Origin of the sequence: Melittangium boletus DSM 14713, from assembly GCF_002305855.1 — a bacterium.
Classification (GTDB): Bacteria; Myxococcota; Myxococcia; order Myxococcales; family Myxococcaceae; genus Cystobacter; species Cystobacter boletus.
Window position 1 is genome coordinate 2,441,268 of sequence record NZ_CP022163.1, and the last position, 14,462, is coordinate 2,455,729.

Here is a 14,462-nt window from a genome sequence, read left to right on the forward strand (position 1 = left end):
TCCATCGAAACGCGCGAGCGCTTAATCCTTGGATCATGAGGCCCATGAGCGAGCTGCCCCGACGCGAAGAGACGTCCCCTTCCCCCAAGTCCGTGCCCGTGTCCGTTGAGCCTCCCCGGAAGAAGGGCGCGCTGCGCCGCTGGGGCGTGTGGGCGCTGATCATCGTCGTGCTCGGCGCCTTCACCTTCTGGTTCATGCGGCCCCAGCCGAAGGATCCCGCCGCCGGCTTCGAACTGGCGGGCGTGCAGCGGCGCACCGTCGAGTCGCGCGTGACGGCGACCGGCACCCTGTCCGCGCTGGTGACGGTGCAGGTGGGCAGCCAGGTGTCCGGCCGCATCCAGGAGATCCTCGTCGACTACAACTCGCCGGTGAAGAAGGGGCAGGTGATCGCGAAGATCGATCCGCAGCTGCTCCAGGCGGCGCTGGAGCGGGCCAAGGCGAACCTGCTGTCCGCCCGCGCCAACGTGCAGCGCGCGCGCGTGGAGGCGGAGAACGCCCGGCGCCAGGCCGAGCGCGCCAAGACGCTGCGCGCCCAGCAGTTCATCGCCCAGCAGGACCTGGACACCGCCGAGGCCACGGCCCAGTCCGCCCAGGCCCAGGTGACGAGCGCCGAGGCGTCGCTCGCCCAGGCCCAGGCGGCGCTCAACGAGGCGGAGGTGAACGTGCGCTACACCACCATCGTGTCGCCCACGGACGGCATCGTCATCTCCCGCAGCGTGGACGTGGGACAGACCGTGGCCGCCTCGCTGCAGACGCCCACCCTGTTCACCATCGCCGAGGACCTGGCCAAGATGCAGGTGGACACCAGCGTCTCCGAGTCCGACGTGGGCCGCCTCAAGGACGGCATGCCCACCACCTTCACCGTGGACGCCTGGCCGGGGCAGACCTTCGACGGCGTCATCCGGCAGATCCGCAACGCCCCCCAGACGGTGCAGAACGTCGTCACCTACGACGCCGTCATCGACGTGAAGAACCCGGACATGAAGCTCAAGCCCGGCATGACGGCCAACGTGAACATCACCACCGCGCGCAGCGAGGACGTGCTCACGGTGCCCAACGCGGCGCTGCGCTTCCGGCCCCCCACGCCGCCCCAGCGCGAGAGCGCTCCGGGCACCGCGAACGCCGCGGACGTGGAGGCGCCGAAGCCCCCCCCGCCTGGAAGCAAGTTGGTGTACGTGCTGCGCAACGGGCGCCCCACTCCCGTGACCGTGAAGGCCGGGGTGACGGATGGCTCGTACACGGAGGTGGAGGGAGAGCTGCGCGAGGGTGACCGGATCATCACCGGCATGACCTCGGGCGCGCAGGGGGCCCAGGGCGCTCAGGGCGCCAGCCCGCGGCAGGGCGGCGGAGGCATGGGCGGTGGCCGTGGCATGCGCGGTCCGTTCTAGGTCCGGGAGACGCGCGTCATGAACGGCAACCAAGAAAGCGAAGAACTCATCGCGCTGCGGGGCGTGAGCAAGGTCTACGAATCAGGGGACGTGAAGGTGACGGCCCTGCGCCAGGTGGACTTCTCCGTGGCGTCCGGGGAGTTCGTGGCCATCATGGGCTCGAGCGGTTCGGGCAAGTCCACGCTGATGAACATCCTGGGCTGCCTGGATCGGCCCACCTCGGGCGAGTACCTGCTGGACGGACAGAACGTGGCGGGCTTCGACCGCAACGACCTGGCCATCGTGCGCAACCGCACCCTGGGCTTCGTCTTCCAGAGCTTCAACCTGCTGGCGCGCACGAGCGCCCTGGAGAACGTGGAGCTGCCGCTGCTCTACGCGGGGGTGTCCGCGCGCGAGCGGCACCAGCGGGCCCGCGAGGCGCTCGAACGCGTGGGTCTGGGCGCGCGGTTGGATCACCATCCGCGCCAGCTCTCGGGTGGCCAGCAGCAGCGCGTGGCCATCGCCCGGGCGCTGGTGAGCCGCCCGCGCGTCATCCTCGCCGACGAGCCCACGGGCAACCTGGACTCGAGGACGAGCGTGGAGGTGATGGCGCTCTTCCAGGCGCTGCGCCACGAGGGCATCACCCTGGTGCTGGTGACGCACGAGCCGGACATCGCCGAGTACGCCGGCCGGGTGGTGGTGGTGAAGGACGGGCGCATCCTGTCCGACAAGCGGCAGACGCCCGTGCCGGCGCGCGTTCCGCTCGAGGAGGCCGTGTCATGAACATCCTGGAAACCCTCCTGTTGGCGGTGCGCTCGCTCCTGCGCAGCAAGATGCGCTCCTTCCTCACCGCGCTGGGCATCATCATCGGCGTGGGCGCCGTCATCGCCATGGTGGCCATTGGCGATGGGGCGCGCGCCAACGTGCAGAAGGTGTTCGACTCCATGGGCACCAACCTGCTCATCCTGCTGCCCGGCTCCACCAACTCCGGTGGCGCGCGCGGTGGCTTCGGCACCCAGCCCTCCATCACCTGGGATGACCTGGCGGCCATCCGCACGCAGCTGCCGAGCGTGCGCGCCGCCGCGCCCGAGATGCGCACCAGCGCCCAGGTGTTCAGCGAGGACCAGAACTGGACGACGAGCGTCACGGGCACCACGCCGGACTTCTTCACCGTGCGCGTGTACAGCATCGCCCAGGGGCGGCTGCTCAACGAGGCGGACGTGGAGTCCGGCGCCAAGGTGGCCGTCGTGGGCCAGACGGTGGTGGAGAAGCTCTACGGCGCGGGCTTCAACCCGGTGGGCCAGGTCATCCGCATCAAGAAGATGCCCTTCACCATCGTGGGCATGACGGCGCGCAAGGGTCAGTCCCCCATGGGCCAGGACTACGACGACAGCATCTTCGTGCCCGCCACGTCCTTCCAGCGTCAGCTCCAGTCGCAGAGCCTGGGCAAGTACATCACCGGCATGATCTACGTGCAGGCGGACGCGAGCGCGGGCACCGCCAAGGCCCAGCAGGACCTGACCACACTGCTGCGCGAGCGCCACCGCATCGCGGACGACGGCCAGAACGACTTCGACATCCGCGACCTGTCGGAGCTGGCCAACAACCGCCAGCAGAGCACCGAGACGCTCAGCCTGCTGCTCGCGTCCATCGCCGCCGTGTCCCTGGTGGTGGGCGGCATCGGCATCATGAACATCATGCTGGTGAGCGTCACCGAGCGGACCCGCGAAATCGGGGTCCGGGTGGCCGTGGGCGCGAGGCCCCGGGACATCCTCCTGCAGTTCCTCATCGAGGCGCTGACGCTGTCGCTGCTCGGAGGATTGCTCGGCGCGGGCGTGGGCATGGGCGTGGCGCGCGTGCTCGCCGATCAGTTCCAGTGGCCCCTGCTCGTGCGCCCCGACGTCATCCTCGTGGCGCTCGGCTTCAGCGCCCTGATTGGAGTGGGTTTTGGTCTCTACCCGGCACGCAAGGCGAGCCGGCTCGATCCCATCGATGCCTTGAGGTACGAGTAATGCGCTCTTCCTTCCCGCTCGCCCTCCTGCTGCTCGCCGCCACCCCGGTGGGAGCCCAGGAGCAGTCCCAGACGCCCGCGGCCCAACCCGCGGCCCAGCCCGCCCCGCGCGTGCTCACGCTGCGCGAGGCCCTGACGAACGCCCAGGAGCATCAGCCCCAACTGCGTCAGGCCCAGGCGAACACCGCCGCGGCCAACGCCCGCGTGGACCAGAACTTCTCCTCGCTCCTGCCCCAGGTGAGCGCCAACGCCGCCTACCAGCGCTCCTTCTCCAGCAGCACCTCCTTCGGCACGGCGGACCCCACCTCCGGCATCATCCGCCGCGAGGGCTTCAACGTGGGCCTCTCCGTCAACCAGCTCGTCTGGGACTTCGGCCGCACCACGGGCCGCTGGCGCGTGGCCCAGCAGTCCGCCGCGGCCCAGAAGGACACCGAGGCCCAGACGCGCAACAACCTGCTGGCCAACGTGCAATCCGCCTACTTCGACGCCCTGGCCCAACAGGTGCTCGTGAAGGTGGCCGAGGAGACGCTGCAGAACCAGCGGACCCACCTGGATCAGGTGCGCGCCCAGGTGGAGGTGGGCACCCGCCCGGAGATCGATCTGCTCCAACAGCAGACGCTGGTGGCCAACGCCAAGGTGCAGCTCATCCAGGCGCAGGGCAACGCCGCCACCACGCGGGCCATCCTCAACCAGGCCATGGGCGTGGAGGGCTCCACCGACTACGCCGTCCAGGAAGAGCTCGTGGACCTGGTGCAGGGCGAGCAGCGTCCCCCCGAGGAGCTGGTGGACATGGCGTTCCAGAACCGCGCGGACCTGTCCTCGGCCGCGCACCAGCTCAGCGCCCAGGAGCAGCAGATCTCCGTGACGCGCACGGGCTTCTACCCGAGTATCAACGCCTCGGTCGCGGCGACCGAGTCCGGCCCCAATCCCGCCAACCTGCAATGGGGCGTGACGGGACAGCTCGGCCTGAGCTGGTCGCTCTTCCAGGGCGGACTCACGCTCGCGCAGTTGCGTGAACAGCGCGCCAACCTCAGCGGCATCCAGGCCCAGCGCGACGCGCTGCGACAGCAGGTGCGCCTGGAGGTGGAACGCGCGCAGTTGCAGGTGACCACGTCGCGCGAGAGCGTGTCCGCGGCGGAGGAGGCCTTGAAGAACGCCCAGGAGCGGCTGCGCCTGGCCGAGGGCCGCTACCGCGCGGGCGTGGGCAACATCATCGAGCTGTCCGACGCGCAGTTGTCCGCCACCAATGCCGCGGTGCAGCGCGTCCAGGCGGCCTACAACCTGGCCACCGCACGGACAGAGTTGGCGCGCTCGCTCGGGCAGTCGCCGGTGGACACCGGGACCTGAGTGTTCGGGTGAAGGCTCGCCCGTCAAGGTCTCCTGGCGGGCGAGTCCCCCCTCTCGCCGAGCGTCCCCGGGCGTTCCTCCCGTCACGCGACCCTGTCACACGCTACCGAGCCGCCCAGCTCCGAGCGGTCACGACGCCGGAGGTGGTCTGTCGAGACCCCTTAGCTGCTCCTCGGCCATCTCGCGGTACAACGGCACGACCTCCACGGCCAGCACGTCGCGCATCTGCTGGCGCGCACCATCGAGATCGCCCGCGTCCCGAAGGCTCGTCATCCGGTACATCGAGCGCAAGAATCGACGCTCCCCCTTCTGGAAACGAGAGAGAATCATCCCCATGAGGGCCTCGGCCCCCTCCGAGGTCTTGAGCGCGTCTTCAGTCTCTGCCTCGCTGACGGCTGCCGTGGGAGCAGTCCGGCGTAGAAGGGCGCGCAGGTCATCGGTGAATTCCAGTGCGTGCCCCTGCTGGATGCGTTGTGCGAGAACGGCAAGCTGCGGCCGATCGGACAGGTCCGGATTGAGCCGCCCGGTTGCACGCACCTCCATCAGTCTCGTCAACTCCTCAAGCTGGACTTCGGCGTGCTCCCGGTAGAGGGGGACCACCTCCACGGCGAGCAGGTCGCGAATGGCTTGCAGTGCCCCGTCGAGATCTCCTTTCTTCTGGAGTGTACCTGCCCGGGCCAAGGAATCTCCAAGTCGATGCGACCCATCTCGAATACGCTGGCGGATCTCCCGAAGCAGGGTTGTAGCGGTGGACAGGCTGCACAAAGCATCTTCCGCGTCCTGCTGGCTGATGGCCACCTGCCGAGCGGTCCGCACAAGAAGGGAGCGCGTCTCGGAGGTGAGTTCCAACGGGGCGCCACTTTCGAGAACATCCTGAGCCAACGTCCTGAGTTCTTCCCAGTCCGTCTCTTCAGTCATTCGATTACCTGGGCTTGATCCGCTTACGTGGCTCTCCCGCACTTTATGTGCTCCACGCCTCGGAACACCTGCTGCTCCAGCGCATATGACTCGCCACCTGAATGGCGAGCACGCAATCTGCGGGAGAGCCACTAAAACGGGGCAGGCTCACTAATCTTCGGGATCGTCTACGTAGTCAAGCATGGTCGTGGCATGTTGACGGTAGAGGGGCACGACCTCAACAGCTAACACTCCCTCCAACACCGCTCGCGCTCCGGCCACGTCGCCTGCTTTCTTACGGCGGTCTGACTCAGATAACGCCCGGGATAGCCGCCGACTACCCTCGAAAATCCGGCGGCGCATCTCTCGCACGAGTGTTTCCGCTCCCGCTGGGGTGAGCAATGCGCGTTCCGCGTCGACATTGCCAATGGCTACGTCCTGCGCCACTCGTTGGCAGAGGTCGCGCACATCAGCGTTTAGCGCTATCACTTCATTCCGCTCCAGCTTGGCATACAGCCCAAGCACCCTGTCCCAATCGTGAGGCTCGTTCATTCCCGCATCACCTCTGCTTTGGCCAGCACATGTGGTAAGGCCATTGGCGCTGTCCCTCGCACCACCGGAAGCAGTCATGGCAGGGACCTACCCAACGCGGTTTCTTCTGGTCCTGGCACCGGACGTAGGTATCTCGGCAATGCTCCCGCCATCCTTCGTCGGGATCGTCTGACTCCTCACCCGCTCCTTCACCCGCGCCGTCGTCTGTCCTTCTTTCAAGAGCGTTCTCGAACCTTGCTCCTGCCTTCACCGCCGCCTCTACGTCCGATGCGACGGCACCACAAGCCCCTGCTGGGTCGTATGGGTGCTTCTTGATGCAACAGACCATTGTCGAGTCCCCGAGTCGGCAGTCCGCCGGGGCCGTTTGCGCCAGGAGTATGGGACGATTCGCCATGTGGTGCGCCGTAGCCGAGCAGCCGGACACGAGCACTCCCCACAGCAGAGCCACCCCCAGGGAAATAAGAGGAGTCCAGTGTTTCATGTCATCCAGCCTGGAGTGACGGGTTTTCAGGATGCCATGGTGCACCCAGCCGGGGGTCCGGACGTTCGTTCGCATGATACGAGGCGACGCCTTCGCCTTCGATGGACGGCATATCGGGTTCCTCCGGCGCCTCGCTGTGCGAGAATCACCAAGAAGCGCACTGGCTCCACCGAGCAGCGCAGAGGGACACGACGTGACGGAATCCAACACCGCCCAGGCCTCCCCCGAGCCATCCACGCCCATCTGGAAGGTGGCCGCCGCGAGCTTCATCGGCACCGCGGTCGAGTGGTACGACTTCTTCCTGTACGGCACCGCGGCGGCGCTCATCTTCAACCGCCTGTTCTTCCCCTCGTTCGATCCGTTGATGGGCACGCTCGCCGCGTTCGGCACCTTCGCGGTGGGCTTCATCGCGCGGCCGCTCGGCGGCATCATCTTCGGCCACTTCGGCGACAAGCTCGGGCGCAAGTCCATGTTGAGCGCCACGCTGATGATCATGGGCGTGGCGACGTTCGCCATCGGGTTGTTGCCCACCTACGAGAGCGTGGGCATCTGGGCGCCCATCCTCCTGGTCGTCCTGCGCATCTTCCAGGGCTTCGGTCTGGGCGGTGAGTGGGGCGGCGCGGTGCTCATGGCGGTGGAGAGCGCACCCGCGAATCGCCGGGGCTTCTACGGAAGCTGGCCGCAGATGGGCGCGCCCGCGGGCCTGCTCGTCGCCAACGCCGTGTTCTCCGTCTTCTCGAGCCTGCCCGAGGAGCAGTTCGTCTCCTGGGGCTGGCGCATCCCCTTCCTCTTCAGCGCGCTGCTCATCGGCATTGGCGTCTTCATCCGCCTGGGCGTCGCCGAGTCCCCGGCGTTCCGCGCCGCGCACCAGAAGAAGCAACAGCAACCCGCCACCCGCGAGCCCCCCGCGCTCGAGGTGTTGCGCACCTATCCCAAGCAGATCCTCCTGGCCATGGGGGCGCGCTTCGCGGAGAACGGCTTCTTCTACATCGTCACCACGTTCGTGCTCGCCTACGGCACCAGCATCGGCCTGGAGCGCGCGGCCATGCTCCAGGCGGTGCTCGTGGCCACGTGCGTGCACCTGGTGGCCATCCCCAGCTTCGGAGCGCTCTCGGACATCCTCGGACGCCGCCCCGTGTACATCGGGGGAGCCGTGGCGTGCGCGCTGCTCGCCTTCCCCTTCTTCTGGCTCATCGACACGAAGCAGACGGGCGCCATCTGGCTGGCCATCTCCCTGGGCATCATCGCGCACGCCGCCATGTACGGGCCCCAGGCCAGCTTCTTCTCCGAGCTGTTCGGCACCCGCGTGCGCTACAGCGGCGCGTCGCTCGGCTACCAGCTGGCGTCCGTCTTCGCGGGAGGCCTCTCCCCCCTCGTCGCCACCGCCCTGCTCCAGTCGACCGGCAACAAGCCCTGGGCGGTGTCCGTCTACATGGTGGTGCTCGCCCTCATCACGCTCGTGTCCGTGTACCTGTCCGCCGAGACGTTCCGCGAAAATCTCGAGGAGACGGACCCCACGGCTGCCTCGGGGGAAGCCGCGGGGAAGGAGCGGCCACGCGAGGTGGCCTGAGGTTCAGCGCGCCGTCCAGCCGCAGTCCATCATCTGGGCGGCGCCAGTGATGCCGCCCGCGGCGTCCGAGCACAGGAAGGTCGCGTACGCCGCCACCTCGGAGGGCTCCAGCAGGCGCTTGACGGCGGCGGGGGCCAGCATGACGCGCTCGATGACGTCCGCCTCGGACATGTTGTTCACCCGGGCCTGGTCGGCGATCTGCTTCTCCACGAGCGGGGTGCGCACGTAGCTCGGGCAGAGCGCGTTCACCGTCACGCCCTTGTCCGCCGCCTCCAGCGCCACCGTCTTCGTCAGGCCCATGAGCCCGTGCTTGGCGGAGACGTAGGCGGACTTGTACGGCGAGGCCACCACGCCGTGCAGCGAGGAGATGTTGAGGATGCGGCCCCACTTGCGCGCGTACATCAGCGGCAGCGCGTACTTGGTGAGCAGGAAGGGCCCCACGAGCATGATGCGGATCATCTGCTCCCACTTCTCCTCGGGGAAGTCCTCCACCGGGGACACGTGCTGCAGCCCCGCGTTGTTCACCAGGATGTCGAGCTGACCCCATTCGTTCCGGGCGCGCTCCACCAGGGCGCGGCAGTCGTCCCGTGAGGACACGTCCGCACGCTGCGCGATGGCGCCGGGGATGCGCTCGGCCACCGCCCGTGCGCCCTTCTCGTCGAGATCCGACACCAGCACCCGGGCCCCCTGAGCGCCCAGCGCCTCGGCCACCGCCTGACCAATTCCACTCGCCGCGCCCGTCACGAGCGCACACCTGTCCTTCATCGTTCCCATGGTGGTGCCTTTCTAGAGGATCATCCGCAAGGTGAGGAAGGCCGAGAGATCACGCTCCTCGGCCTCGGGCTTGCCCTGGATCTCCCGCGTGAAGGTGGCCACGCGAGCCCCGAGCGCGACCTGATCGAACATCCACCACGTGGCGCCCACGTTGACGTACGTGGTCGTCGTGGCGAGCACGGGCTCGCTCGCCGGGGTGCTGCCCGTGGGGGGCACGAAGGAAGGCGTGTGGTCCGCCACGCGCGTCACGTGGACGCCCACGCCCGAGCGGCCATGGAAAAAGACGTCCAGGCCACCGGAGACGGTGAGCGCGTCGAAGGGCGTCTCCAGCAGAGTGTTGGCGTAGCCCGTGGCCGAGTTCACGACCTCGTTCCGCACGCGCGCCACGTTGACGAAGGGCGTCACCTCGAAGGGCATCGAGGGGATGAGGCCCTTGAGCTTGAGCTTGAGGTTGCCCCGGAGGTTGTAGCCATCCAAGGGCGGATCCTGCTTCGAGTTGGTCTGGTAGTTGATGTGGAAGACCTGCGCCATCGCCTTGGCCTCGAAGGCGGGGTGCTCGTAGGAGAGCGAGGGAGCGATGACGCGGAAGTGGAGGTCATCGTCCGGCTGGCCATTGCGGAAGGTGCCCAGGGGCCTCTCCCAGAAGCGGCTGTTGCCACCGAAGGCGCCGCCCACCATGTACGAGGCCGAGGTGCTCAGCGGGTTCGCCTCGGTGAAGCTCAGGCCGGCGGTGAAGCCCCAGCGCGAGTAGCGCACCTGCGCGCCCTGGCCCCGGCTGAAGCCGCTGTAGAGCAGCGGGTCGCGCGTGTACTTGTCCGCGAGCAGCAGATCCCCGATGTGCGCGGAGAAGAAGTCCACGCTCGCGGGATCCAACACGATGCCCGCCTCCACCGTGGCGCCCCAGCGCTGCAAGCGCAGCACCTGGTCGCGCACGGACAGCGAGGCGGTGCCTTCCCAGATGCCCGAGCCGTGGCTGCGCAGGTTGCGCTCGAACTCGCTGTGGAAGGTGACGTACGACCCCAGGCGTCCCTGCGCGCCGAAGCGGGAGATGGCCACGGTGGTGAGGCGGCCTTCCTTCTCCGGCAGGGGGTTGGCCAGCAGGTGCTCGGAATGGAAGCCGCCCGCGATGGAGAGCACCGGGCTGATGAAGTACGTGTCGCTGCCCAGGGCGAAGAGGGGCCGGGTGGCCGGAGGCGGCGTGCTGAGCACGAGCGCGTCGGGATCCTGGCTCGTGGCGGCGCTCGGCTTCGCGGGAGCCGCGGGAGTCTCGATGGGCGCCGGAGCCGGAACGGGCGCCGGGGCCTCGGTGTCCTGAGCCCGGACGGGGGCCGACGCCAACGCGGACGCCAGGGAGCAGACCACGGCCACGCGGGCCGCGGCGGGGAACGACGGAGTCATAGAAGGAGGGCTCGCTTGTGCGGCCGCGCACGGAAGACGACCGCCGCCCGTGCGGCGGCCACGGCCACGGGCGGCGGGATGAAAACCCACGAAAGGAAGGACGGCGCTGGGCTACTTCGCCTCCAGGAACGCCATCACGTGCTTGAGGCCCGCCTCGGAGCGCACCGTGCCGAAGTGGTTGGCGATGAAGCCCTTGTTGAAGTAGCCGCTGGTGTCGTAGTCGTTGAGCGTCGTCAGCGTGTTGTTCACGCACCCGGGCATCTCGATGCGCGAGGCGGCCTCGGACACGTAGAAGTCCTGGTAGTTGGAGCCCGAGTTGATGTCCGTCATGGTGAGCGTGAGGTACTTCACCACGTTGCCGCCGCACTGCCCCGTCCGGCCAAAGGCGTAGTCCCCGTCCGCGCACGGCGTGGCGAACAGGTCCCGCGGCCCGTTGAGCGGCTTGTGGAAGTACGTCTGCTGGTAGTTGCTCCGGCTGCCCATCTCGCAAACGATGGTGCCGCGCATGGTGAGGTTGGGGCCGCACAGCGCGCTCGGCGGATCATAGGTGGACACGCCGTGGTGGGCGCCCGAGCCCATGATGACGTGGCTGAGCTGGGGGAAGGGGTTGATGGCGCCCTCGACCCCGTCCACGGACTCCACGTAGAGCCGGCGCAAGGCGTCGCGCACCACCGTCACGCCCAGTGAGTGGCCCACGAGCGCCACCTTGCGGCCCGGGTTGTTCTTCATCACCGCCTTGACGAGGGACTGGAGGATGGGCGTGGACCAGCCGTGGTCGATGTTGCCCGCCACGTTCTCCGTGGTGTTGTTGCGGGTGGGGTCCACCAGGGGAATCAAGTCCGTGCGGAAGTCCACCGCGATGACCGGGTAGCGCGCGGCGATGAGCGCTTCCGCGAGCTGGGGGCGCGCCTGGGTGTCGGGACTGAACTGGACGTTCTCGAAGGCGGAGTTGATGGCCGTGCCCGGCGGCAGGAGGAACTTCTCCCAGGAGTGCGGCCGGGTGGAGTTGCCGTGCACGAGGATGACGATGGGCAGCGAGCTGTCCTCGTTGTCCTGGGTGTACTCCTTCGCCGCGCAGGGATAGCCGGGGATGTCCGCCACGTCCCCGTCGAGGAAGCCCGTGGCGGCGTTGGGTCCGCCGAAGTCGCCCTGCCCGGTCCACTTGCCGTCGTTGTTGCCGTCCTTGTACGGCGTGCTCCCGGGCGTGCTCGAGTCCGTGTTCTTCTTGTCGTAGTAGAGGTTGGCCCTGGTGCAGCCCGGGTGGAGGTCGCCGATCGGGCGATACCGGCCGTCGTACAGCTTGTAGGTATCGGGCGTCTGGCGCTCGGTGGTCTCGGGCGCCTTCATCTCCGGCGCGTCCCGGAAGGACCAGGTGGCCACGTCCACGCCTCCGGCGCGCAGCTCCTCCGTCAGGGCGGCGATCCGCTCGCGGCAGCGCTCCACCGTCACCACCGGATTCTTGTCCGGCGCGGGAGTGCCTTTCGGCACGGAGGAGCCGCCACATGCGAGCAGACCGCTGGCGGCGAGCCCGGTCGCGGAGAGACGGAGGGAAGACCTGAACAGACGCATGGACGGACTCCTGGTGAAACGGTGGGGGAAGGAGGGGGAGCGGAGCGGCATCCTAGCGGGAGTTGATGCCAGATTCATGTTTGTATGATGGGAGGTTCATGTGGACCCACCCCTGCCTTGACATCACGCGTCATGCCTCGAGTCAGTGAGGAAACCTCGCCGCGACGCGTCATGTTTGTCTTTGAAACGCCTTCCAACCATCGGTGCTAGAGAATGTCTCCCCTTTTCGTGGGAGGACACATGTCGAAGCGACGTTTCGCGGGAGCCGTGGGCGCATGGCTGGCGCTGGAGCTGCTCGGGTGCGGAGGGCCTTCGTCGTCGGAAGAAGCACCTCCCGTGGGAGAGGTGACGAGCACCCTGACCCAGGTGACGAGCTTTGGGAGCAACCCGGGCAACCTGAGGATGTGGAAGCACGTCCCCGCCAGCATGCCAGCCAATGCGCCGCTGGTGGTGGCGATGCATGGCTGTACCCAGACGGCCAACGCCTATACCAACACGGGCTGGAACGCGCTGGCCGAGCAGCTCAAGTTCTACGTGCTCTATCCCGAGCAGGTGAGCGCCAACAACCAGAACACCTGTTTCAACTGGTTCGAGCCGGGGGACACCGCGCGCGGCCAGGGTGAGGCGCTGTCCATCAAGCAGATGGTCGACAAGATGATGGCCGACCACTCCATCGACGGCCGCCGCGTCTTCGTCACGGGCCTGTCCGCGGGCGCCGCGATGACGCACGTCATGGCCGCGGCCTACCCCGACGTCTTCGCGGGCGGCGCGGTGATGGCGGGCATCCCCTACAAGTGCGCCACCTCCATGGTCCAGGGCTTCTCCTGCATGAGCCCGGGCTCGGACAAGACGCCCGCGCAGTGGGCGAGCCTCGTGCGCGGCGCCTACTCCGGCTACAGCGGCCCCTACCCCAAGATGTCCCTCTGGCACGGCACGTCCGACTACACCGTGAAGAACAGCAACCAGAACGAGGGCATGGAGCAGTGGACGGCGGTGCACGGCATCGATCAGACGCCGGACCTCAGTGACACCGTGGCGGGCTACCCCCACAAGGTCTACCGGGACAGCGCGGGCAACTCCCTGGTGGAGACCTACGATCTCACCGGCATGGGCCATGGCACCGCCATCGACCCGGCGACGAAATTCCCCGGCACCAACGTCGCGTGTGGCACCGCGGGCGCCTACGTGCTGGACACGAACATCTGCTCCACCTGGCACGTGGCCCGCTTCTTCGGGCTCGACAACTCCGACACCGTCGCGCCCTCCGTCAGCCTCACCTCGCCCGCCAACGGCGCCAGCGTGAGCGGCTCGGTGAAGCTCACCGCCAGCGCCACGGACAACGTGGGCGTCACCCAGGTGGAGTTCCTCATCGACGGCGCGCCCGTGGGCACCGACACCACGTCGCCCTACGAGTACACCTGGAACAGCGCCTCGGCGGCCAATGGCACGCACACGCTCGTGGCCCGGGCCACGGACGCCGCGGGCAACAGCACGACCTCCAGCACCGTCTCCGTCACCGTGTCCGGCGGCGTCTCGGACACCACCGCCCCCACCGTGGCCCTCACCTCGCCCACGTCGGGCGCCACCCTGTCCGGCGCCGTCCCGCTCACCGCCACCGCGTCGGACAACATCGGCGTGAGCCGCGTGGACTTCCTCGTCGATGGCGCCGTCGTGGGCCAGGGCACGCTCCTGGGAGGCACGTACACCCTCACCTGGGACTCCACCTCGGCCAGCACGGGGAGCCACACCGTGCGTGCCCGGGCCACGGATGCCTCGGGCAACAGCGCCCTGTCCGCCCTGGTGACGGTGACGGTCGACCAGGGCTCGGCGCGCTTCTCCGAGACCTTCTCCAACAACGGCCCCGACAACACCGGCTGGAGCCTCACCGAGTGGACCCTGGACGCGAGCGACCAGATGGGCTCGGCCAGCGGCAAGTCCATCCTCGGCTCCGCCGTGCCGGCCTTCAGCACCGTCACCCGCACCGCCAGCGTCACCGTGAAGCTCGCGGCCAGCCCCCGCCTCTCCTACTGGCGCAAGCTGGACCTCTATGGCGCCAACACCACCGCCTCGGTCAGCTTCCAGGTCGTCGTCAACGATGGCGCCGACCGGGTGGTGGACTCCGTCACCAAGGGTCTTGGCGGCGTCACCGAATCCGCCTGGACCCAGCGCGCCAACCTCGACCTGTCCGCGTACGCGAACAAGACCGTCACGCTGAAGTTCATCGTCACCGCGAAGGACCTGAGTTCCACCGTCAGCCGCGCCAAGGCCTGGGTGGACGGCATCACCGTGGGGCCCTGAGCCTCCCGCCCGGTCCCCCCGCTCGCCCGCCCGCTCCACGGACGGCGACACGAGCCCCCGAGCCCGTGTCCGAGCAGATGCGCGAGCGGGAGGGCCGACTCAATTGAAACACCCTACCTTCTGGATCGAGGAGCGACATCGCCCCCCTTGGCACCGCCCTCCACGGTCCCAAGTTTGTCGGTGTCGCGCCGACCCCAC

11 protein-coding genes are annotated in these 14,462 nt (G+C 68.2%); 6 read left to right on the plus strand and 5 right to left on the minus strand.

All coding sequences use genetic code 11. The features are described from left to right. The first annotated feature begins 44 nt into the window (after positions 1-44). The 4 genes from MEBOL_RS10145 to MEBOL_RS10160 are packed head-to-tail and all read left to right on the plus strand — an operon-like array spanning position 45 to position 4,725. A complete protein-coding gene (locus tag MEBOL_RS10145; protein ID WP_095977226.1) occupies positions 45-1,388 on the plus strand; it encodes an efflux RND transporter periplasmic adaptor subunit in 1,344 nt (447 codons plus the stop codon). An 18-nt stretch (positions 1,389-1,406) separates the two neighbouring features. Next, the gene (locus tag MEBOL_RS10150) at positions 1,407-2,150 is read left to right on the plus strand and encodes an ABC transporter ATP-binding protein (RefSeq protein WP_095977227.1); all 744 of its coding nucleotides are present in this window, start codon (positions 1,407-1,409) and stop codon (positions 2,148-2,150) included. Continuing rightward, a complete protein-coding gene (locus tag MEBOL_RS10155; protein WP_095977228.1) occupies positions 2,147-3,379 on the plus strand; it encodes an ABC transporter permease in 1,233 nt (410 codons plus the stop codon). The genes MEBOL_RS10150 and MEBOL_RS10155 overlap by 4 nt, the downstream gene beginning before the upstream one ends. After that, positions 3,379-4,725 (plus strand): TolC family protein, encoded by a 1,347-nt coding sequence (locus tag MEBOL_RS10160; protein WP_095977229.1) that lies wholly within the window; start codon positions 3,379-3,381, stop codon positions 4,723-4,725. The genes MEBOL_RS10155 and MEBOL_RS10160 overlap by 1 nt, the downstream gene beginning before the upstream one ends. A 129-nt stretch (positions 4,726-4,854) precedes the next feature. Here the strand turns inward: MEBOL_RS10160 and MEBOL_RS10165 are convergent, their stop codons facing one another. Next, positions 4,855-5,643, minus strand: a complete 789-nt coding sequence (locus tag MEBOL_RS10165) for a DUSAM domain-containing protein (protein ID WP_095977230.1) — start codon at positions 5,641-5,643, stop codon at positions 4,855-4,857. A 150-nt stretch (positions 5,644-5,793) separates the two neighbouring features. Beyond that, entirely contained in the window at positions 5,794-6,174 is a 381-nt protein-coding gene (locus MEBOL_RS10170; RefSeq protein ID WP_095977231.1) for a DUSAM domain-containing protein, read from the minus strand. A gap of 674 nt (positions 6,175-6,848) precedes the next feature. Between MEBOL_RS10170 and MEBOL_RS10180 the strand changes: the two genes are divergently transcribed. Beyond that, a complete protein-coding gene (locus tag MEBOL_RS10180; protein ID WP_245919625.1) occupies positions 6,849-8,225 on the plus strand; it encodes an MFS transporter in 1,377 nt (458 codons plus the stop codon). 3 nt (positions 8,226-8,228) lie between these two features. Here MEBOL_RS10180 and MEBOL_RS10185 read toward each other — a convergent pair whose 3' ends face one another. The 3 genes from MEBOL_RS10185 to MEBOL_RS10195 form a co-directional block, all read right to left on the minus strand. After that, positions 8,229-8,999 (minus strand): 3-hydroxybutyrate dehydrogenase, encoded by a 771-nt coding sequence (locus tag MEBOL_RS10185; protein WP_095977233.1) that lies wholly within the window; start codon positions 8,997-8,999, stop codon positions 8,229-8,231. Positions 9,000-9,011: 12 nt separating this feature from the next. Then, on the minus strand, positions 9,012-10,397 hold the full coding sequence (locus MEBOL_RS10190) for a hypothetical protein (RefSeq protein ID WP_095977234.1): 1,386 nt from the start codon (positions 10,395-10,397) through the stop codon (positions 9,012-9,014). Between the two features lie 111 nt (positions 10,398-10,508). Further along, complete coding sequence (locus tag MEBOL_RS10195; protein WP_095977235.1) at positions 10,509-11,966, minus strand: esterase/lipase family protein; 1,458 nt, start codon at positions 11,964-11,966, stop codon at positions 10,509-10,511. A 240-nt stretch (positions 11,967-12,206) separates the two neighbouring features. On the opposite strand from MEBOL_RS10195, the gene MEBOL_RS10200 reads away from it, so the two are divergent. Further along, the gene (locus tag MEBOL_RS10200; RefSeq protein WP_095977236.1) at positions 12,207-14,264 is read left to right on the plus strand and encodes an extracellular catalytic domain type 1 short-chain-length polyhydroxyalkanoate depolymerase; all 2,058 of its coding nucleotides are present in this window, start codon (positions 12,207-12,209) and stop codon (positions 14,262-14,264) included. Positions 14,265-14,462: the final 198 nt, after the last annotated feature.

Coding starts and splice junctions, on each gene's coding strand:
- MEBOL_RS10145 (WP_095977226.1), top strand. CDS start 45: ATGAGCGAGCTGCCCCGACGCGAAGAGACGTCCCCTTCCCCCAAGTCC.
- MEBOL_RS10150 (WP_095977227.1), top strand. CDS start 1,407: ATGAACGGCAACCAAGAAAGCGAAGAACTCATCGCGCTGCGGGGCGTG.
- MEBOL_RS10155 (WP_095977228.1), top strand. CDS start 2,147: ATGAACATCCTGGAAACCCTCCTGTTGGCGGTGCGCTCGCTCCTGCGC.
- MEBOL_RS10160 (WP_095977229.1), top strand. CDS start 3,379: ATGCGCTCTTCCTTCCCGCTCGCCCTCCTGCTGCTCGCCGCCACCCCG.
- MEBOL_RS10165 (WP_095977230.1), bottom strand. CDS start 5,643: ATGACTGAAGAGACGGACTGGGAAGAACTCAGGACGTTGGCTCAGGAT.
- MEBOL_RS10170 (WP_095977231.1), bottom strand. CDS start 6,174: ATGAACGAGCCTCACGATTGGGACAGGGTGCTTGGGCTGTATGCCAAG.
- MEBOL_RS10185 (WP_095977233.1), bottom strand. CDS start 8,999: ATGGGAACGATGAAGGACAGGTGTGCGCTCGTGACGGGCGCGGCGAGT.
- MEBOL_RS10190 (WP_095977234.1), bottom strand. CDS start 10,397: ATGACTCCGTCGTTCCCCGCCGCGGCCCGCGTGGCCGTGGTCTGCTCC.
- MEBOL_RS10195 (WP_095977235.1), bottom strand. CDS start 11,966: ATGCGTCTGTTCAGGTCTTCCCTCCGTCTCTCCGCGACCGGGCTCGCC.
- MEBOL_RS10200 (WP_095977236.1), top strand. CDS start 12,207: ATGTCGAAGCGACGTTTCGCGGGAGCCGTGGGCGCATGGCTGGCGCTG.